Annotated in this window: 17 protein-coding genes, 2 pseudogenes and 1 riboswitch; of the genes and pseudogenes, 9 read left to right on the top strand and 10 right to left on the bottom strand. The window is 71.0% G+C overall.

Features of this window, described 5'->3' with window-relative positions:
- Nucleotides 1-110 precede the first annotated feature (110 nt).
- The 6 genes from frr (at nt 111) to ACFWVP_RS26715 (ending at nt 7,106) form a co-directional block, all read left to right on the top strand.
- The gene (gene frr / locus ACFWVP_RS26740) at nt 111-668 is read left to right on the top strand and encodes a ribosome recycling factor (RefSeq protein WP_056791162.1); all 558 of its coding nucleotides are present in this window, start codon (nt 111-113) and stop codon (nt 666-668) included.
- Complete coding sequence (locus tag ACFWVP_RS26735) at nt 668-1,759, top strand: phosphatidate cytidylyltransferase (RefSeq protein WP_384500408.1); 1,092 nt, start codon at nt 668-670, stop codon at nt 1,757-1,759. Before frr ends, ACFWVP_RS26735 begins: the two co-directional genes overlap by 1 nt.
- A 106-nt stretch (nt 1,760-1,865) precedes the next feature.
- Entirely contained in the window at nt 1,866-2,972 is a 1,107-nt protein-coding gene (gene rlmN, locus ACFWVP_RS26730) for a 23S rRNA (adenine(2503)-C(2))-methyltransferase RlmN (protein WP_384500406.1), read from the top strand.
- 165 nt (nt 2,973-3,137) lie between these two features.
- Nucleotides 3,138-3,254, top strand: a riboswitch (TPP riboswitch).
- A gap of 71 nt (nt 3,255-3,325) precedes the next feature.
- On the top strand, nt 3,326-4,414 hold the full coding sequence (locus ACFWVP_RS26725) for a thiamine ABC transporter substrate binding subunit (RefSeq protein WP_384500404.1): 1,089 nt from the start codon (nt 3,326-3,328) through the stop codon (nt 4,412-4,414).
- A gap of 44 nt (nt 4,415-4,458) precedes the next feature.
- Nucleotides 4,459-6,072, top strand: a complete 1,614-nt coding sequence (locus ACFWVP_RS26720; RefSeq protein WP_384500403.1) for an ABC transporter permease — start codon at nt 4,459-4,461, stop codon at nt 6,070-6,072.
- 2 nt (nt 6,073-6,074) lie between these two features.
- Nucleotides 6,075-7,106, top strand: a complete 1,032-nt coding sequence (locus tag ACFWVP_RS26715) for an ABC transporter ATP-binding protein (RefSeq protein ID WP_384500401.1) — start codon at nt 6,075-6,077, stop codon at nt 7,104-7,106.
- Nucleotides 7,107-7,184: 78 nt separating this feature from the next.
- Here ACFWVP_RS26715 and ACFWVP_RS26710 read toward each other — a convergent pair whose 3' ends face one another.
- From ACFWVP_RS26710 to ACFWVP_RS26690, 5 genes are all read right to left on the bottom strand, one after another.
- Nucleotides 7,185-8,303 (bottom strand): LOG family protein, encoded by a 1,119-nt coding sequence (locus tag ACFWVP_RS26710; RefSeq protein ID WP_384500399.1) that lies wholly within the window; start codon nt 8,301-8,303, stop codon nt 7,185-7,187.
- Nucleotides 8,304-8,335: 32 nt separating this feature from the next.
- On the bottom strand, nt 8,336-9,499 hold the full coding sequence (locus ACFWVP_RS26705; RefSeq protein ID WP_384500397.1) for a hypothetical protein: 1,164 nt from the start codon (nt 9,497-9,499) through the stop codon (nt 8,336-8,338).
- Nucleotides 9,481-10,218: an ABC transporter ATP-binding protein gene (locus ACFWVP_RS26700; RefSeq protein WP_384500396.1), complete on the bottom strand. Its 738-nt coding sequence runs from the start codon at nt 10,216-10,218 to the stop codon at nt 9,481-9,483. The genes ACFWVP_RS26705 and ACFWVP_RS26700 overlap by 19 nt, the downstream gene beginning before the upstream one ends.
- A gap of 216 nt (nt 10,219-10,434) precedes the next feature.
- Nucleotides 10,435-11,814 carry an aspartate aminotransferase family protein gene (locus tag ACFWVP_RS26695; protein ID WP_384500395.1) on the bottom strand — a complete coding sequence of 460 codons (1,380 nt, stop codon included), beginning with the start codon at nt 11,812-11,814 and terminating at the stop codon, nt 10,435-10,437.
- Nucleotides 11,799-12,305: an Lrp/AsnC family transcriptional regulator gene (locus ACFWVP_RS26690; RefSeq protein WP_384500393.1), complete on the bottom strand. Its 507-nt coding sequence runs from the start codon at nt 12,303-12,305 to the stop codon at nt 11,799-11,801. The genes ACFWVP_RS26695 and ACFWVP_RS26690 overlap by 16 nt, the downstream gene beginning before the upstream one ends.
- Nucleotides 12,306-12,467: 162 nt before the next feature.
- On the opposite strand from ACFWVP_RS26690, the gene ACFWVP_RS26685 reads away from it, so the two are divergent.
- Both ACFWVP_RS26685 and ACFWVP_RS26680 read left to right on the top strand, forming a co-directional pair.
- Entirely contained in the window at nt 12,468-13,907 is a 1,440-nt protein-coding gene (locus ACFWVP_RS26685; protein WP_384500391.1) for a gamma-aminobutyraldehyde dehydrogenase, read from the top strand.
- 432 nt (nt 13,908-14,339) lie between these two features.
- Complete coding sequence (locus tag ACFWVP_RS26680) at nt 14,340-14,870, top strand: hypothetical protein (protein WP_384500390.1); 531 nt, start codon at nt 14,340-14,342, stop codon at nt 14,868-14,870.
- Nucleotides 14,871-14,912: 42 nt separating this feature from the next.
- On the opposite strand, the pseudogene ACFWVP_RS26675 reads toward ACFWVP_RS26680, so the two are convergent.
- From ACFWVP_RS26675 to ACFWVP_RS26655, 5 genes and pseudogenes are all read right to left on the bottom strand, one after another.
- Nucleotides 14,913-15,077: pseudogene (locus tag ACFWVP_RS26675) on the bottom strand (peptidase); the annotation flags it as partial.
- Nucleotides 15,076-15,627 (bottom strand): annotated as a pseudogene (locus ACFWVP_RS26670) (histidine kinase); the annotation flags it as partial. The pseudogenes ACFWVP_RS26670 and ACFWVP_RS26675, both read right to left, overlap by 2 nt.
- Nucleotides 15,627-16,427 (bottom strand): SAM-dependent methyltransferase, encoded by an 801-nt coding sequence (locus ACFWVP_RS26665; protein ID WP_384500388.1) that lies wholly within the window; start codon nt 16,425-16,427, stop codon nt 15,627-15,629. The gene ACFWVP_RS26665 and the pseudogene ACFWVP_RS26670, both read right to left, overlap by 1 nt.
- Before the next feature lie 57 nt (nt 16,428-16,484).
- Nucleotides 16,485-17,189, bottom strand: a complete 705-nt coding sequence (locus ACFWVP_RS26660; RefSeq protein ID WP_384500386.1) for a glycerophosphodiester phosphodiesterase — start codon at nt 17,187-17,189, stop codon at nt 16,485-16,487.
- A 21-nt stretch (nt 17,190-17,210) separates the two neighbouring features.
- Nucleotides 17,211-18,248, bottom strand: coding sequence for an adenosine deaminase (locus ACFWVP_RS26655; protein WP_384500384.1), 1,038 nt, complete (start codon nt 18,246-18,248; stop codon nt 17,211-17,213).
- A 118-nt stretch (nt 18,249-18,366) separates the two neighbouring features.
- Here ACFWVP_RS26655 and ACFWVP_RS26650 point away from each other — a divergent pair, with 118 nt between their 5' ends.
- Nucleotides 18,367-19,119 carry a DUF4190 domain-containing protein gene (locus ACFWVP_RS26650; protein ID WP_384500382.1) on the top strand — a complete coding sequence of 251 codons (753 nt, stop codon included), beginning with the start codon at nt 18,367-18,369 and terminating at the stop codon, nt 19,117-19,119.
- The last annotated feature ends 37 nt before the right edge of the window (nt 19,120-19,156 follow it).

The following is a 19,156-nucleotide window of genomic DNA, read 5'->3' as shown; positions in this document are numbered from 1 at the left end:
TGAAGGATGGACAACGGCCTGCCGGTCGGACACCGTGCAGGTGAGGACGCGACGCAGGATCCGCAGGGCCCGACGACGCCGGGTCCACTCAAGACACGCAGGAGCACGTGGTGATCGAAGAAATCCTCCTCGAGGCCGAGGAGAAGATGGAGAAGACCGTCGTGGTCGCCAAAGAGGACTTTGCCGCGATCCGTACCGGCCGTGCGCACCCGGCGATGTTCAACAAGATCGTCGCCGACTACTACGGCGCGCTGACCCCGATCAACCAGCTGGCCTCGTTCTCGGTTCCCGAGCCGCGGATGGCCGTGGTGACCCCGTTCGACAAGACCGCGCTGCGCAACATCGAGCAGGCGATCCGCGACTCCGACCTCGGCGTCAACCCGAGCAACGACGGCAACATCATCCGAGTGACGTTCCCGGAGCTCACCCAGGACCGCCGCAAGGAGTACATCAAGGTCGCCAGGACCAAGGCCGAGGACTCCAAGATCTCGATCCGGGCGATCCGCCGCAAGGCCAAGGAGACGCTCGACAAGCTCGTCAAGGACAAGGAGTCCGGCGAGGACGAGGTCCGTCGTGCGGAGAAGGAGCTCGACGACACCACCGCGAAGTACGTCGCACAGGTGGACGAGCTGCTCAAGCACAAGGAAGCCGAGCTGCTCGAGGTCTGATGAACGACTCCTCCTGGGGCGCCCCGCAGGGAGCCGGTTACTGGGGTGCGCCCGAGATGGGGGCCGCTTCGGCGGGTCCTGCATACGATGTGCACGGCGCCCAGCAGACTCGGCCCATGCCCATCGTGCCGGACGTTCCCGACGCAGGTAGAGACGCTGACGACCGCGACGACCGGAACGGGGACGCCGCCGCGCGTGTCGGCGGCCCCCTGTTCCGTGACGAGAAGCCGCAGGAGCCCATGTCCGCCCCGTTGCCGTCACCCCCGCCGCATAAGAAGCGCGCGGGGCGTGATCTGCGTGCTGCCATAGGGGTCGGCCTCGGGCTCGGCGCGGTCGTCGCCGGATCGCTCTTCATCGTCAAGGCCGTCTTCGTCGGTGTCGTCGTGCTCGCGGTGGTGGTGGGGCTCTGGGAGCTCACCTCCCGTCTCAAGGAGCGCAAGGGGATCAACGCCCCTCTCGTGCCGCTCGCCGTCGGTGGCGCCGCCATGGTGGTCGCCGGCTACGTGCGGGGCGCGGAGGGTGCGTGGGTCGCCATGGCGCTCACGGCGCTCGCGGTCCTCGTCTGGCGGATGACGGAGCCTCCGCAGGGTTACCTCAAGGACGTCACGGCCGGTGTCTTCGCCGTGTTCTACGTGCCGTTCCTGGCGACGTTCGTCAGCATGATGCTCACCGCGGACGACGGTCCGTGGCGGGTGCTGACCTTCCTGCTGCTCACGGTGGTCGCCGACACCGGCGCGTACGCCGTCGGCTGGCGCTTCGGCACGCACAAGCTGGCACCGCGGATCAGTCCCGGGAAGACCCGCGAGGGCCTGTTCGGCGCGATCGGCTTCGCGATGGTCGCCGGCGCGCTCTGCACGCAGTTCCTGATCGACGACGGCAGATGGTGGCAGGGGCTCCTGCTGGGTTTCGCCGTGGCGGCCAGCGCCACGCTCGGCGACCTGGGCGAGTCCATGATCAAGCGGGACCTCGGCATCAAGGACATGGGCACGCTCCTGCCGGGTCACGGCGGCATCATGGACCGGCTCGACTCGCTGCTGCCGACCGCGCCGGTCGTCTGGCTGCTGCTGGTGCTGTTCGTCGGATCCAGCTGATCAGGCTCCGTACACACGCCGCCTGACCTGCGGTTCTTTCGGTTGAGGGTCCGTTGTCCACAGGGCGGCGGGCCCTTACTCGTATGTCTGCGACACTGGAAGAACCATGCCTAAGCCCGGAGAACTCCAGTTTGTCGCGCCCCGCGGAGCCAAGCAGCCGCCGCGGCACCTCGCCGACCTCACCCCCGACGAGCGCAAGGAAGCAGTCGCCGCGACCGGCGAGAAGCCCTTCCGCGCCAAGCAGCTGTCGCAGCACTACTTCGCGCGGTACGCGCACGACCCGGCCGAGTGGAACAACATCCCGGCCGGGTCGCGGGAGAAGCTCGCCGAGGCGCTGTTCCCGGACCTGATGTCCGTGGTGCGCCACATCAGCTGCGACGACGACACCACCCGTAAGACGCTCTGGAAGCTGCACGACGGGACGCTCGTCGAGTCCGTCCTCATGCGCTATCCGGACCGGGTGACGATGTGCATCTCGTCGCAGGCAGGGTGCGGGATGAACTGCCCGTTCTGCGCGACCGGGCAGGCCGGCCTCGACCGCAATCTGTCCACCGCCGAGATCGTGCACCAGATCGTGGACGGGATGCGGGCGCTGCGCGACGGCGAGGTTCCGGGCGGACCCGCGCGGCTGTCCAACATCGTCTTCATGGGCATGGGCGAGCCCCTGGCCAACTACAAGCGGGTGGTCGGGGCGATCCGACGGCTGACGGACCCGGAGCCGGACGGCATCGGACTCTCGCAGCGCGGGATCACCGTCTCCACGGTGGGCCTGGTGCCGGCCATGCTGCGATTCGCCGACGAGGGCTTCAAGTGCCGCCTCGCCGTCTCGCTGCACGCCCCGGACGACGAGCTGCGTGACACCCTCGTCCCCGTGAACACCCGCTGGAACGTCCGGGAGGTCCTGGACGCGGCGTGGGAGTACGCGGACAAGTCCGGCCGGCGCATCTCCATCGAGTACGCGCTGATCCGGGACATCAACGACCAGGCGTGGCGGGGCGACCGGCTCGGACGGCTGCTCAAGGGCAAGCGGGTCCACGTCAACCTGATCCCGCTGAACCCCACGCCCGGCTCCAAGTGGACCGCTTCGCGGCCCGAGGACGAGAAGGCGTTCGTCGACGCGATCGCCGCCCACGGTGTGCCGGTCACGGTCCGGGACACCCGTGGCCAGGAGATCGACGGAGCCTGCGGACAGCTCGCCGCCTCCGAGCGCTGAGACCCGGTACGGCCCGGCGAGCCCGGGCCGTACCGGCCGGGCGAGCCCGGTCGGCCGGGCCTCCGGAGAGCGTCGCGCCGCGCCGGTACACAGGGCGCGTCGCACCGGTACGGCTGGTTCACCAGCCGGAATCGGCCGGTGTAGCCTGGTCCGAAAATCAACTTCATATTCCGACAGGGGAGCGCCACAGCGCTGAGAGTGCGGCACCGAGGACAGGTCGGCCGCAGACCCTCTGAACCTCGCCCGGGTCATTCCGGGTAGGAAGTTCGGACATTACTCAAGCTGTTGCGCCCTGCCCGCTCACGGGGCGGTCGGGGCCGCGTCTCTTCCTGGTCAACTCCAGGAGGAATCACATGAACACCACCACGAAGTACGCCGCGACGGCGCTCGCCGCCGCGCTGGGCGTCACCGTGCTCGCCGGCTGCGGCGGCACCGACGGCGACGCCTCAAGCTCCGCGGACTCCAAGACCGTCACCCTGGTCAGCCACGATTCCTTCAGCGCTTCGAAAGCCGTCCTGGAGGCGTTCACGAAGGAGACCGGTTACGAGGTCAAGGTGCTGAAGAGCGGTGACGCCGGCGCCGCGCTCAACCAGGAGATCCTGACCAAGGGCTCCCCGCGCGGCGACGTGTTCTTCGGCGTCGACAACACGCTGCTCTCCCGCGCGCTGGACAACGGCCTGTTCACGCCGTACGAGGCGAAGGGCCTCGACCGGGTCGCGGCGGACACCCAGCTCGACTCCGCCGAGCACCGCGTCACGCCCGTCGACACCGGTGACATCTGCGTCAACTACGACAAGAAGTACTTCGCGGACAAGAAGCTCGACCCGCCACAGTCCTTCGACGACCTGCTGAAGCCCGCCTACAAGAACCTCCTCGTCACCGAGAACGCCGCGACCTCCTCGCCCGGCCTCGGCTTCCTCCTGGGCACGGTCGCCACCTACGGCGAGACCGGCTACCAGGACTACTGGAAGAAGCTGAAGGACAACGGGGTCAAGGTCGTCGACGGCTGGGAGCAGGCGTACAACGAGGAGTTCTCCGGCTCCGCGGGGGGCAGGAAGACCAAGGCCGACCGGCCGCTCGTCGTCTCCTACGCCTCCAGCCCGCCCGTCGAGGTGCTGTACGCCGAGCCGCAGCCCACCGAGGCACCCACCGGAGTGGCTACCGGAACCTGCTTCCGCCAGATCGAGTTCGCGGGCCTGCTGGACGGTGCGAAGAACGAGGCCGGAGGCAAGGCGCTGCTGGACTTCCTGATCGGCAAGCGCTTCCAGGAGGACATGCCGCTGAACATGTTCGTGAACCCGGTCGCGAAGGACGCGAAGCTGCCGGAGCTCTTCACGAAGTTCGGTGAGACCGTCGACGAGCCGACGACGGTGGCCCCGGAGAAGATCGCCAAGAACCGTGAGCAGTGGGTCCAGTCATGGTCCTCGCTCGTCGTGAAGTAGTCGCGCGTCCCCCGCGCGGGGGGAACGCGGTGCGGTTCGGCCTGATGGCCGTGCCCGTCGCGTTCTTCGCGCTGTTCTTCGCCTACCCCGTCGTCGCGATCGTCGGCCGGGGGCTCAGGACGGACGGCGTCTGGCAGTTCGGCCGGATCGGCGAGGTGCTGAGCCGGCCGGACATCCTCGGTGTCCTCTGGTTCACGACCTGGCAGGCACTCGCCTCGACCGCGCTCACCCTGCTGATCGCGCTGCCGGGCGCCTACGTCTTCGCCCGGTTCGACTTCCCGGGCAAGAACCTGCTGCGCGCCGTCGTGACCGTGCCGTTCGTCCTGCCGACCGTCGTCGTCGGCACGGCCTTCCTGGCGGTGCTGGGGCGCGGCGGATTCCTCGACGAGCTGTGGGGCGTGCGGCTCGACACCACGGTCTGGGCGATCCTGCTCGCCCACGTGTTCTTCAACTACGCGGTCGTCGTACGGACCGTGGGCGGTCTGTGGTCGCAGCTCGACCCCCGCCAGGAGGAGGCCGCCCGGGTACTCGGCGCCGGACGTCTCGCCGCGTGGCGGCGGGTGACGCTGCCCGCGCTGGCTCCGGCCGTGGCCGCCGCGGCCCTGGTGGTCTTCCTCTTCACGTTCACCTCCTTCGGAGTCGTCCAGATCCTCGGCGGTCCCGCGTACTCCACGCTGGAGGTGGAGATCTACCGGCAGACCGCGCAACTGCTCGACCTGCCGACGGCCGCCGTGCTGACCCTGGTGCAGTTCGCCGCGGTCGGCGGGATCCTCGCCGTGCACGCCTGGACCGTGCGGCGCAGGGAGACGGCGCTGAAGCTGGTCGACCCGGCGCAGACCGCCCGCCCGCCGCGCGGATTCGGGCAGCGCGCGCTGCTCGGCGGGGTGCTGCTGACGATCCTGTTGCTGATCGTGGTGCCGCTCGGCGTGCTGGTGGAACGCTCCCTGGACACCTCCGGCGGCTACGGCTTCGGTTTCTACCGCGCCCTGCAGTCCGCCGACGCGAGCGGCTCCACCTTCCTGGTCCCGCCGCTCGAAGCCATCGGGAACTCGTTGCGGTACGCGCTGGTCGCGACCGTCATCGCCCTGGTGATCGGCGGCCTGGCCGCGGCTGCCCTGACCCGGCGGGCGGGACCGCTGGTGCGCGGCTTCGACGCGCTGCTGATGCTGCCGCTCGGGGTGTCCGCGGTCACCGTCGGCTTCGGCTTCCTGATCACGCTCGACGAACCGCCCTTCGACCTGCGTACGTCCTGGATCCTCGTACCGCTCGCCCAGGCGCTCGTGGGCGTCCCCTTCGTCGTACGCACCATGCTGCCCGTCCTGCGGGCGGTCGACGGCCGGCTGCGGGAGGCGGCGGCGGTGCTCGGCGCCTCACCGCTGCGGGCCTGGCGCGAGGTCGACCTGCCGCTGGTGCGCCGGGCACTGCTGGTGGCCGCCGGGTTCGCGTTCGCCGTGTCGCTCGGCGAGTTCGGGGCGACGGTGTTCATCGCACGCCCCGACAACCCGACCCTGCCGGTCGCGGTGGCGAGGCTGCTGGGGCGGTCCGGCGAGCTCAGCTACGGGCAGGCGATGGCCCTCAGCACGATCCTGATGCTCGTCTGCGCGGTGTCGCTGCTCCTGCTCGAACGTATCCGCACCGACCGATCCGGGGAGTTCTAGAGATGCTGGCACTGGATTCGGCCACGGTCCGTTTCGGGGAGCGGACCGCACTGGACGCCGTGGACCTGGATGTCGCCGACCACGAGATCGTCTGTGTCCTGGGGCCGAGCGGCAGCGGCAAGTCGACGCTGCTGCGGGTCGTCGCCGGGCTGCAACGGCTGGACGGCGGACGGGTGCTGCTGGACGGCGCGGACCAGGCCTCGGTGCCCGTGCACCGGCGCGGGCTCGGCCTGATGTTCCAGGACCACCAGCTGTTCCCGCACCGGGACGCCGGGGCGAACGTCGCCTTCGGGCTGCGGATGCACGGGGTCTCCCGCGCGGAGGGCGACCGCAGGGCCGACGAACTCCTCGACTTGGTCGGCCTGCCCGGCGCCGGTCGCCGGGCCGTCGCCGCCCTGTCAGGCGGCGAGCAGCAGCGCGTGGCCCTCGCCCGCGCGCTGGCGCCCCGTCCGAAACTGCTGATGCTGGACGAGCCGCTGGGGCAGCTGGACCGCAGCCTGCGCGAACGCCTCGTCGTCGAACTCCGCACCCTCTTCGGCCGGCTGGGCACGACGGTGCTCGCCGTCACCCACGACCAGGGCGAGGCCTTCGCCCTGGCCGACCGGGTGGTGGTCATGCGGGACGGCCGGATCGCCCAGGTGGGCACCCCGCTGGAGGTCTGGCAGCGGCCCGCGTCCGCGTTCGTCGCCCGTTTTCTCGGCTTCGACAACGTGGTGGAGGCGACGGTGACGGGCGCCTCCGCGGACACCGTCTGGGGCAGGGTGCCGGTGCCGGACGGTTCGCCCACCGGCCGGTGCGAGCTGCTCGTCCGGCCCGCCGGGGTACGGATCGGCGGGCCGGAGGCCGGGCTGCGCTGCACCGTGGGCCCGCGCACCTTCCGGGGCCACCACGTCGCCGTGACGCTGCACCCCGGCGACGGGCCGGCGCTGGAGGCGGAGTGCGGGCTGCGGGACACGCCGGACGAGGGCGCCGTGATCGGCGTGACGTTCGACGCGGCGGAGACCGTGGTCCTGCCCCCGGCCTCCCCGCACTGATCCACACCGTCAGCGGGACGGCAGCCTCAGCGGGTGAAAGGGCTCCACAGGTCAGCAGGTCAGCGGCGGGCCGACGCGTCAGCCGGTCAGCCGGGCGAGCGCCTCCGGGGCCTCGTCGACCGTGTCGACCAGTGCGATGCGTGACTCCATCGCCCGCCCCGCCGCCAGCGCGCTCAGCAGCGGCCAGGCCGGCAGCTTCTCCGTCCAGTGGGCGCGGCCCACCAGCACCATCGGCGTGGGTGCCGAACGCGACTCGTAGTAGTTCGGCGTCGTGTTGTCGAAGATCTCCTGCACGGTCCCGGCCGCGCCGGGCAGGAAGATCACACCCGCGGTCGAGCGGGCCAGCAGCCCGTCCTCGCGCAGGGCGTTCGCGAAGTACTTGGCGATGTGGTCGGCGAACGCGTTCGGCGGCTCGTGGCCGTAGAACCACGTGGGGATCGCGACCGAGGAACCCCCGGCGGGCCAGCGCTCCCGGACGGCGAAGGCCGCCGTCGCCCAGTCGGTCACCGACGGGTCGAACGACGGTACCGGGGCCAGCAGCTCGCACGCCTTGACCAGCATCGCGTCGGAGTGCGGCGCCGCGTAGGCACCCAGGTTGGCGGCCTCCATGGCCCCGGGCCCACCGCCCGTCGCCACGGTCAGCCCGCTGCGGGCCAGTGCCCTGCCCAGCACGGCGGCCTCCCGGTACGCCTCGGTGCCGCGCGCCATCGCGTGGCCGCCCATGACGCCCACCACCCGCGCGCCGGTGAGGTGTTCGTCCAGGGCGTCGGACACCGCGTCGTCGTGGAGCGCCCGCAGCATCGAGGAGAAGACGTCACCGTCGGACTTCGTCCGCTGGAACCAGCGGTACGCGTGCGCGTCCGGCGTCACCTCGTAACCACCGTCCGCGAGACCCTCGTACAGCGCGTCGGGGGTGTAGAGCAGACCGCGGTACGGGTCGAAGGGCAGCCCGGGCACGGGCGGGAAGACGAAGGCACCGTCCGCCCGTATCTTCGCCTCCGCGCCGGAATCCATCCGGCAGCCGAGGAAGACCGCGCCCCGGGTGTCGGTCGCCAGCAGCGCCGCGCCGCGGTCCGTCAGGTCGACGGACTGGACCCGATGATCTGTCAGGGCCCCCGCGGCGACGGCCAGGTCGAATGCGGCGAGCGTCTCGATCTCGACGCCGGGTGCGTAGGTGTTCTGGTCCGGGTTCTCCACGCCGCCATGCTACGGATCGGCCGACAGGGCCGTCACCCCGTCAGCGGCAGCGCCGCGAGCTCCGCGATCACCCAGGTCAGCGGGGCGAACACGACCAGCAGCACCGCCGCGCGCAGGGCGGTCGCGGTGCGCAGGGCGGAGGCCGGAGCGCCCATCCGCAGCAGGGTCTCGGCCGTACGGGCCCGGGCCTGCTTCGCCTCCAGGGCCGAGGTCAGGAGCGTCGCCAGGGTGCAGCCCAGGACGAGTACGGCGCCGAGCGCGGTGAGGGGGCCGAAGGGACGCGGGCCACCCGTGTACAGCACCGAGGCCGCGATCACCCCGGACACCACAGCGCAGACGACCCCGAGCGGCCGTCCGATCCGGGACGCCTCGTCCATCAGGACCCGGCCCGCCAGCAGCCGTACGGCCCCGGGGCGCACGGCCTGGAGCAGCCGCCCGCACAGGTGGGTGAGGCCCGGACCCGCCATGGCCAGGCCGATCGCGGTGAGGGTCCAGCCGGCCAGCACGCTCGCCGGGGTGGAGTCGAGCCGGCCGGGCAGCGGGAAGGGGCTGCCCGCCGAGCCGCGGTTCGTGTACGCCTCGACCGCCAGGCCGGCGGCGGTGAGCGCCACGCCCCACGGCAGCCCCGTCGGCGCGGGCGCCGGGGCGAGCAGGTCCTCGGTCTCCTGGGCCTCGGACGGCGCGGCCGGCCTGGAGCGCAGGGCGAGTCCGCTGGCCGCCGCGGAGACCAGGGGCACGAGGGCCAGCAGCGTGAGCGCCGCGGCCAGTGGCAACGGGGTTCCCGCGCCCAGGAATTCGGCCGCGCCGCCGTCGAACGGCAGCCCCGTCAGATCGCCCCGCAGGTGGAGGAAGAAGAGCAGCGCCACCATCGAACCCAGCGTGGTGGACACCGCCGTGGAGACCGCCGCGAGCACGGTCAGCCGGACCGGCCCGAGCCCGGCGGCGAAGAGGCCGGGACGCGGGCGGGTACTCGGGTCCGTGCGCGCGACCGCGACCGCGAACTGGACGGTCGCGGCCAGCGGCACGGCGCACCAGAGCAGCCGCAGGACGGAACCGGAGGTGTGCGCCGGGTGCCCGGAGGCGTATCCCAGGGTGCACAGCAGCAGGAATCCGACGCCGGCCGACGCCGCGGCGAGGAGCAGCCGCCGCATCAGGACCACTGGACGGGATCCGCGGGTCAGACGGAGAGCGAGCACGCCGACCGGCCCTCCGGATCGGACACGGCGGGCAGGGCGACGGTGGTGACCTGGCGGCCGTCGAGCAGCGAGACCGCACGGTCGGCGAGGGTGGCGACCTCCGCGTCATGGGTGGCGAGCACGACCGTGATGCCGTGGGACCGGGCCGCCGTGGTGAGGGTGCGCAGCAGCTGTGAGCGTTCCGCCCGGTGCAGCGTCGCCGTGGGCTCGTCCGCGAAGAGCACGGTGGGCGCGGCGGTCAGCGCACGGGCCACGGAGACCCGCTGCCGCTGTGCCTGGAGCAGGGTGTGCGGCCGTTTCCTGGCCAGGGCGCCGATGTCCAGGCGCTCCAGCCACTCCGTCGCCGCCTTCTTCGCCGCCCGGTGCGAGACGCCCCGCAGCAGCAGGGGCAGGGCCGCGTTCTCCCAGGTGGTCAGCTCCGGTACGAGCTGGGGTTCGGCGGCGATCCAGGCGAACCGGTCGCGGCGCAGCTGTTCGCGCAGCCGCGGGCCCATGGTGTGCACGGGGACGCTGTTGAACCAGACCTCGCCCTGCTGCGGCACCAACTGGCCGGAGAGGCAGTGCAGCAGCGTCGTCTTGCCGCTCCCGCGCGGACCGGTCACGGCGAGGACCTCGCCGTCGCGGACCCCGAGGGAGACACCACCGAGCCCCGGGGATCCGTTGTGGGAGTGGTGCAGGGAACGAGCCCAGATCACGTCGTTGTCCGGCGGGGCCACCATGGCGTACACCTCGGTTCAGATCAGATTTCCCGTCCCCCGAACGGGGGAACCAAGACAGGGCCGATCGGTCACTCGGCACGCTAGGGAGTCGGACCGGGGTGTCGGGACAGCACGCGGCCCGGATCCACCCCTTCTCACTCGAACGGGTGGATCCGGGCCGCGTGGACCGTATGAAATGACTGCCGGAAGCGGTGCCGCCGGTGGCCGGGGCGTCGGTCAGAGCTTCGTCCAGGCCTCCGTCAGGACGGCCCGCAGAATGCCCTCGATCTCGTCGAAGGTCGACTGGTCGGAGATCAGCGGCGGGGCGAGCTGGACGACCGGGTCACCGCGGTCGTCGGCCCGGCAGTACAGACCGTTCTCGTACAGCGCCTTGGAGAGGAAGCCGTACAGGACGCGCTCGGTCTCCTCGTCGGTGAAGGTCTCCTTGGTCGCCTTGTCCTTCACCAGCTCGATGCCGTAGAAGAAGCCGTTGCCGCGGACGTCACCGACGATCGGCAGGTCGTGCAGCTTCCGCAGCGTGGTCAGGAAGGCGTTCTCGTTGTCCAGGACGTGCTGGTTGAGACCCTCGCGCTCGAAGATGTCGAGGTTGGCGAGACCGACCGCGGCGGAGACCGGGTGGCCGCCGAAGGTGTAGCCGTGCAGGAACGTGTTGCCGCCCTCGTAGAACGGCTCGGCCAGCCGGTCGGAGATGATGCAGGCGCCGATGGGGGAGTAGCCCGACGTCATGCCCTTGGCGCAGGTGATCATGTCCGGTACGTAGCCGAACTTGTCGCACGCGAACATCGTGCCCAGCCGGCCGAAGGCGCAGATGACCTCGTCGGACACGAGCAGCACATCGTGCCGGTCGCAGATCTCGCGCACCCGCTGGAAGTATCCGGGCGGCGGCGGGAAGCAGCCGCCGGCGTTCTGCACGGGCTCCAGGAAGACGGCGGCGACGGTGTCCGCGCCCTCGAAGAGGATCTCCTGCTCGATCTGGTCGGCGGCCCAGCGGCCGAAGGCCTCCGGGTCGTCGCCGAAGAGCGGCGCGCGGTAGATGTTGGTGTTCGGCACCTTGTGCGCGCCGGGCACCAGCGGCTCGAACGGGGCCTTGAGCGCCGGCAGTCCGGTGATGGACAGGGCGCCCTGCGGGGTGCCGTGGTAGGCGACCGCACGCGAGATGACCTTGTACTTGGTCGGCTTGCCCTTGAGCTTGAAGTACTGCTTGGCGAGCTTCCAGGCCGTCTCCACGGCCTCGCCGCCGCCCGTGGTGAAGAAGACCTTGTTGAGGTCGCCCGGAGCGTAGTCGGCGAGCCGCTCGGCGAGTTCGACGGCCTTGGGGTGGGCGTACGACCAGATCGGGAAGAAGGCCAGCTCCTGCGCCTGCTTGTACGCCGCCTCGGCGAGCTCGTGGCGGCCGTGTCCGGCGTTGACGACGAACAGGCCGGAGAGGCCGTCCAGGTAGCGCTTGCCCTTGTCGTCGTAGATGTAGGTGCCCTCGCCACGCACGATGGTGGGAACGGGCGCGTTCTCGTAGTCCGACATGCGGGTGAAGTGCATCCACAGGTGGTCGTACGCGGTCCGGCTGAGGTCCTTGCTCACGGCTATCGGGTTCCCCACATATAGGTCTGCTTCTTGAGCTTGAGGTAGACGAAGCTTTCGGTGGAGCGCACACCGGGTATGGCCCGGATGCGTTTGTTGATCGTCTCCAGCAGGTGGTCGTCGTCCTCGCAGACGATCTCCACCATGAGATCGAAGGAGCCCGCGGTCATCACCACGTACTCGCACTCGGTCATCGCCGACAGGGCCTCGGCGACGGGGTCGACATCGCCCTCGACGTTGACGCCGACCATCGCCTGACGCCGGAACCCCACCGTCAGCGGATCCGTGACGGCGACGATCTGCATCACGCCCTGGTCGAGCAGCTTCTGCACGCGCTGGCGCACCGCCGCCTCGGACAGGCCCACCGCCTTGCCTATCGCGGCGTACGGCCGACGGCCGTCCTCCTGGAGCTGCTCGATGATCGCGAGGGAGACGGCATCGACCGTCGGTGACGATCCGTTCCCGGTCCTGGAGTCTGCGCTACGACTGGCCACAGACCCACTCTGCACCGCGACTCGTCTGTCTGGCAAGCCTGAATCGATGAAATTCGTTGTCTGGGTGCCTTGATGTCACTGAATCCGAAGTTCGCGGCGGGTGGGTATGTCGAAAGCGTCACCGGAGCGTCTAGGGTGGATGTCTCACCCATCGGACAGCCGACAGGAGGGGTGGTTGTGACCACCGAGGTGCGCCGTCTGCGCAACTACATCAACGGAGAGTTCCGGGACGCCGCGGACGGGCGGACCATCGACGTGGTCAACCCGGTGACGGAGGAGGTCTACGCGACCTCGCCGCTCTCCGGGCAGGCCGACGTCGATGCCGCCATGGACGCCGCCGCGGCCGCGTTCCCGGCCTGGCGCGACGCGACGCCCGCCGAGCGCCAGAAGGCACTGCTGAAGATCGCGGACGCCTTCGAGGAGCGGGCCGAGGACCTCATCGCGGCCGAGTCGGAGAACACCGGCAAGCCGCTGGAGCTCACCCGCACCGAAGAGATCCCGCCCATGGTGGACCAGATCCGCTTCTTCGCGGGCGCCGCCCGGCTGCTCGAAGGCCGCTCGGCCGGTGAGTACATGGAGAACCTGACCTCGATCGTGCGCCGCGAGCCGGTGGGCGTCTGCGCCCAGGTAGCCCCGTGGAACTACCCGATGATGATGGCCGTCTGGAAGTTCGCCCCGGCGCTCGCCGCGGGCAACACCGTCGTCATCAAGCCGTCCGACACCACACCGGCGTCGACCGTGCTGATCGCCGAGATCATCGGGCAGATCCTGCCCAAGGGCGTCTTCAACGTCCTCTGCGGCGACCGGGAGACCGGCCGCGCGATGGTCGAGCACCCGACCCCGGCGATGGCCTCCATCACCGGCTCGGTGCGGGCCGGCATGCAGGTCGCCGAGTCCGCCGCCAAGGACGTCAAGCGGGTCCACCTGGAGCTCGGGGGCAAGGCGCCCGTCGTCGTGTTCGAGGACACCGACATCGCCAAGGCCGTCGAGGGCATCTCCGTCGCCGGCTACTTCAACGCGGGCCAGGACTGTACGGCCGCGACCCGCGTCCTGGTCCACGAGTCCATCCACGACGAGTTCGTCACGGCGCTCGCCAAGGCGGCGGCCGACACGAAGACCGGCCTGCCGGACGACGAGGACGTGCTGTACGGCCCGCTCAACAACGCCAACCAGCTGGCGCAGGTCAGCGGGTTCATCGAGCGGCTCCCCGCGCACGCCAAGGTCGAGGCGGGCGGCCACCGGGTCGGCGACAAGGGGTACTTCTACGCCCCGACCGTCGTCTCCGGCCTCCGGCAGGACGACGAGATCGTCCAGCACGAGGTCTTCGGGCCCGTCATCACCGTCCAGTCCTTCACGGACGAGGCCCAGGCGCTCGCGTACGCCAACGGCGTCGAGTACGCGCTGGCCTCCTCGGTGTGGACCAAGGACCACGCCCGCGCGATGCGGATGTCCAAGAACCTCGACTTCGGCTGTGTGTGGATCAACACCCACATCCCGCTCGCCGCCGAGATGCCGCACGGCGGCTTCAAGAGGTCCGGCTACGGCAAGGACCTCTCGGCGTACGGCTTCGAGGACTACACCCGGATCAAGCACGTCATGACGTCGCTGGACGGCTGACCGGCACGCGGTGTACGGACGGCCCCGGGCTCAGGCCCGGGGCCGTCCGCGTTCCCGGCGGGTTCTCCTCCGGCGCGTTCGGCGTCACGGACAGGATGTGCGGGCCGGGGCCGGTTCCGCCGGTCGGCCGGTCCGTCGTCCGGCGCCGCGCCGGACCGGCACCCTGCGCGAGTGCGCTCGATTCCGGCCACCTCATGTCCGTCGTTCCCTGCTGCCCTTCCGTGCTGCCCCTTCCCTGCTGCCCGGTCCCGGTGGCCCGGGAGGTCCTGGCCCTCCTCGGAGGACGAGGAGACCGCCGCGCTTGCCGAGGACCCACTCCCTCCCCGGACGACGCGATGCGCCGACGGCCGGCCGCGGGTGTCCCCGGCAGGCCGTCGGCACGATGCCCACCCCTGCTTTTGAACGTGTTCATGATGGGCGTACGCTGCTGACATGAGCGAGCGAGCCCTCTTGCGGCGCATACGCGTGTGGTTGGTCGTCTTCATCGTCTGCCTGGTGCTGAGCGGTCTGACCGCCTTCCCACTGGTGCACGAACTCCGTTGGGCGGAAGGCCTGTTGCAGTCCTCCGCCTCGCCCGTCCCCGAGCACTTCCCGGCCCTGATGGAATGGATCACCAGGGTCCGGACCGGTCTCGACGAGGCCGACGCGAGCTACCCCTTCGTGCTCTACGGCACCGACTGGCTGGCCTTCGCCCACCTGGTCATCGCCGTCGCCTTCTACGGCCCCTACCGCGATCCGGTCCGCAACATCTGGGTCATCGAATTCGGCATGATCGCCTGCGCCGGGATCATCCCGCTGGCCCTCATCTGCGGGCCGATCCGGGACATCCCCTTCTGGTGGACCGTCATCGACATGTCCTTCGGGGTCTTCGGCGTCATCCCGCTGTTGCTCGTCCACCGCATGATCAAGCGACTGGAATCGGTGCGGGAGGCGCCGCGGCACGACGCCCCGGTGCCGGCCTGACCCATCCGACCGGCGCCCGGACCGGCGGTCACCGCCGGTGGCTCAGCCGGCGGACGGGGCGCCGAAGGCCGCCACGACGATGTCCATCGCCGCGGCGTTCATGTCCTGGCCCTTCGCGTTCGTCGAGTTGACGCTGTACACGAGCGTCCGGGACAGATCACGGGTGGCCGCCACCAGCGAGTTGTACCCGTAGCGGCCACCCGTTCGCGTCCCGGCCGGTCTCCGAGATGGCGTCGAACGCGGCCTCCGCCCGCTCCGGTGCCGTACGCACCGCGACCGGGCCGGCCTCCGCCCGCACGGTCATCAGGCTCACGGCGTGGGAGAGGATGTCGTGCATCTCCCGGGCGATCCGGGCCCGTTCGCGCGCTGCGGCCTGCTCCGCCTCGATCCGGTGGGTCTCCTCCCGACCAGCGCAGCCACCGCCGCCCGCCGCCGCGGCGAGGACAGCTCGGCCACGGTGTAGAAGGCCACCAGCCCGGTGTACGGCAGGGGCTGTCCGGGGCCGTCGACGGAGAACCTGTACAGGGCGCCGGCCGCGAGCACCAGGAGCAGCACGGAGACCGGGGCGCGCCGACGGGCCACCAGCGGCAGAACGGTCAGCGTCGTCAGGCCTTACGAGGGCCAGGTGGCCGCCGGCAGTTCGGCCGAGCGGGGCACCACGAACGGGCATGGTGACGGCGGCCTGCACCAGAAGTGCGACGGTCACGTCGACGGCCCACGCCCGGCGCGGAAGCCACCGGCTGCCCGGTATCCGCATCAGGGCTTCCGGGCCACAGCCCCGAACTGGGCGACTTCGGGCCCTCCGGTGCGGGCGTCGGCGCGCCAGCGGGAGCACGACACGATGCCCGGGTCCAGGAGGTCGAGGCCGTCGAGGAACGAGGCGAACTCGGACCGGCCGCGGGCGGTGATCGGCGGGGTGGCGTTCTTGTTCCAGAAGCTCATCGCGGCCTCGTTCCCCTCGCCGCCCAGCTCCAGCGTGGGGTGGGTGAGCACCAGATGGCTGCCGGACGGCAGCGCGCCCATCAGCCCGTCCACGACGGAGCGCGCCTCGTCCGTGTCCAGGACGAAGTTGAGGATGCCGAGCATCATCACCGCTACCGGGCGCCGCAGGTCCAGGGTCCGCGACGCGGCCCGCAGGATGCGTTCCGGGTCGCGGGCGTCCGCGTCGAGGTATTCGGTGGTTCCCTCGGGCGAACTGGTGAGCAGGGCGCGCGCGTGCGCGAGCACGGTCGGGTCGTTGTCGACATAGACGACGCGGGCGTCGGGCGCCGTGTGCTGGGCGACCTCGTGGGTGTTGTCCGCGGTCGGCAGACCGGTGCCTATGTCCAGGAACTGCCCGATGCCGACGTCCCCGGCCAGATGGTGCACCACCCGGCCGAGGAAGGCGCGGTCGGCGCGGGCCACTTCGCCGATGCCGGGATACATGCCGGTGACCCGGTCGCCGACCACCCGGTCCACGGGGTAGTTGTCCCGGCCGCCCAGCCAGTAGTTCCACACCCGGGCGTTGTGGGCGATGTCGGAACGGATTCGGGCGGGTGCCGTGCGGGGGTCGGTCACGTCTGCTCCTCTGGTGCAGGTCCGGTGCGTCACGCGGCACCCATGATGCCGGACCGATCAAGAGGCGGCGCGGGACGGCGACTTGGCCAGCTGGGCGCGCAGGGTGTCGATCCGGTTGGTGGTGATCGAGTCGACGCCGTACGCGACCAGCCGGCGCATCGTGCGCCCGGTGTCGGCCGTCCAGGCGGAGACCAGCAGACCGTCCCGGTGGATACGGTCCGTCAGCTCGCGGCTCACCAGTCCGAACCGGTAGTTCAGCCAGTGCGGCCGCACCGCGTCGAGCAGGACCGGCCGGGGCGGGGCGAGTGTCGTCCAGGTCAGCGCGATCTCGGCGGACGGGTCCGCCGCGCGCACCCGCAGCATCGCTTCCGTGTCCGCGCAGTAGTACACGCGCCCGCCCGCCCCGCACTCGCGGACCACGCCCGTGACCGCCCGTACGGACGCGTCCGTCGAGCCCGGCAGGTCGATCATGAGCCGGTGGGGACCGGCGGCGGCCAGGGCCTCACGCAAGGTGGGGACCCCGCCGCCGGTCATCTCCACCAGCTCCCGGTGATCGAGCCGGTCGAGGCGGACGTCATGGCCCCACAGGCGTTCCAGGGTGGAGTCGTGGAGCAGGACGGGCACCTTGTCACGGGTGACGCGGACGTCGATCTCGACCGCGTCCGCCCCCCGCTCCACGGCGGACCGGATCGAGGGGAGCGTGTTCTCGCGGGCACGGTACGGATCGCCGCGGTGGGCCACGGCGGTGACGGTGAGGGCCATGGGTCCATTGTGACCACGGGGTCACCGGGCGGGGAGAGCCTCCAGCCAGTTCGTCGTGTACGTGTCGATCTCGGCGGCCAGCGACCGCTTCCCCGCCGCGTCGAGGAACGACGCCTCGACGGCGTTCTTCGCGAGGCCGGCCAGACCACGCTCGTCGAGGCCGAGCAGCCGCGCGGCCACCGCGTACTCGTTGTTGAGGTCGGTACCGAACATGGGCGGGTCGTCGCTGTTGACCGTGACGAGGACGCCCGCCTCCACCATCTCCTTCAACGGGTGCTGTTCGATGTCGGCGACGGCGCGGGTGGCGATGTTCGACGTCGGGCACACCTCCAGCGCGATGCGGTGCTCGGCGAGATGGGCCAGCAGCCTCGGGTCCTGGACGGAGCTCGTGCCGTGGCCGATGCGCTCGGCACGCAGCACGGTCAGCGCGTCCCAGACGGTCTGCGGGCCCGTGGTCTCCCCGGCGTGCGGGACGGAGTGCAGACCCTCGGCGATCGCCCGGTCGAAATACGGCTTGAACCGCGGGCGGTCCACCCCGATCTCGGGTCCGCCGAGACCGAAGGAGACGAGCCCCTCGGGCCGCAGGTCCACCGCGAGCCGGGTGGTCTCCTCGGCGGCTTCGAGACCGGCCTCGCCCGGGATGTCGAAGCACCAGCGCAGGACGACGCCCAGGTCCGCCTCGGCGGCCTTGCGGGCGTCCTCGATCGCCTCCATGAACCCCTGCTCGGGGATGCCCCGGCGGGTCGAGCTGAACGGGGTGACGGTCAGCTCCGCGTACCGGATGTTCTGCCGCGCCATGTCCCGGGCCACCTCGAACGTCAGCAGCCGGACGTCCTCGGGGGTGCGGACCAGGTCCACGACCGAGAGGTAGACGTCGATGAAGTGACCGAAGTCGGTGAAGGTGAAGAAGTCCGCCAGCGCCTCCGGGTCCGTGGGGACCTTGGAGTCGGGGTGGTGAGCCGCGAGCTCGGCCACGATGCGGGGCGAGGCGGAACCGACGTGGTGGACGTGGAGCTCGGCCTTCGGCAGCCCCGCGATGAAGGGGTGCAGATCGTTCATCGGATTCTCCCGGATCTCTGATATCGGCCGGGCACACCGGCCGCACCGATCATCGTAGGCGGGGCCCGGCGGCCCGCAGGCGGGCCGTAGCATGGCGGGACCACGATGGGGGAGGCCCATGTCAGACAACACGCAGCAGCCCGGGGGCGGGGCCGCGCCACGCGATCCGTGGGCGCCGCCGGACAGCAGGGTGGACCTCGGCAAGCAGTCCGAGGCCCGTCCGCCGACCGTGCACGACCAGCAGACGGTCACGTCCATGCCCAGCGCCGACTCGGGCAGCGGACCGATACCGAGTGCGGCCGGAGGGTTCGGCCCGCCGCAGGCCGACGTACCGCCGCCGCCCGTCGAGCCGAACGGCCCCGGTCACACCATGACGCCGAACGGACCCGCCGGCCCCATCGCGCCGCCCGCCGGCCAGTACGGCTACCCGGCGCCCACCCCGCCCGCCGGCCAGTACGGCTATCCGGCGCCCACCCCGCCCGCGGCCCCCTACGGTGGCTACCCGGGGTACCCCGGGTACGGCGGCCAGCCCGCCTGGGGCGGTCCGGCACCCGCGAACGGCCTCGGGACCGCCGCGATGGTGCTCGGCATCGTCGCGGTGGTCGGCTTCTGCCTCTACGGGGTCAACATCATCCTCGGGATCCTCGCGCTGATCTTCGGCATCATCGGCCTCGGCCGTGCCAAGCGCGGTGAGGCCACCAACCGGGGCATGGCGATCGCCGGGATCATCCTCGGCTCCGTCGGTGTGGTCCTCGGATCGGTGATCCTCGGCTTCATCATCTGGGCGGCCACGAACGCCGACAGCGACGAGGACTTCGGCGACTCCTACGACCCGTACTCCACCTCGCTGGTCGTCGGCGCCACGCGCTGACCGGAGGAGAACCGCCGCCCGTGGCGGGGTCCGGGAC

The organism is Streptomyces sp. NPDC058637 (assembly GCF_042717325.1).
Lineage (GTDB): Bacteria > Actinomycetota > Actinomycetes > Streptomycetales > Streptomycetaceae > Streptomyces.
This window is presented reverse-complemented; position numbering and strand designations above follow the sequence as displayed.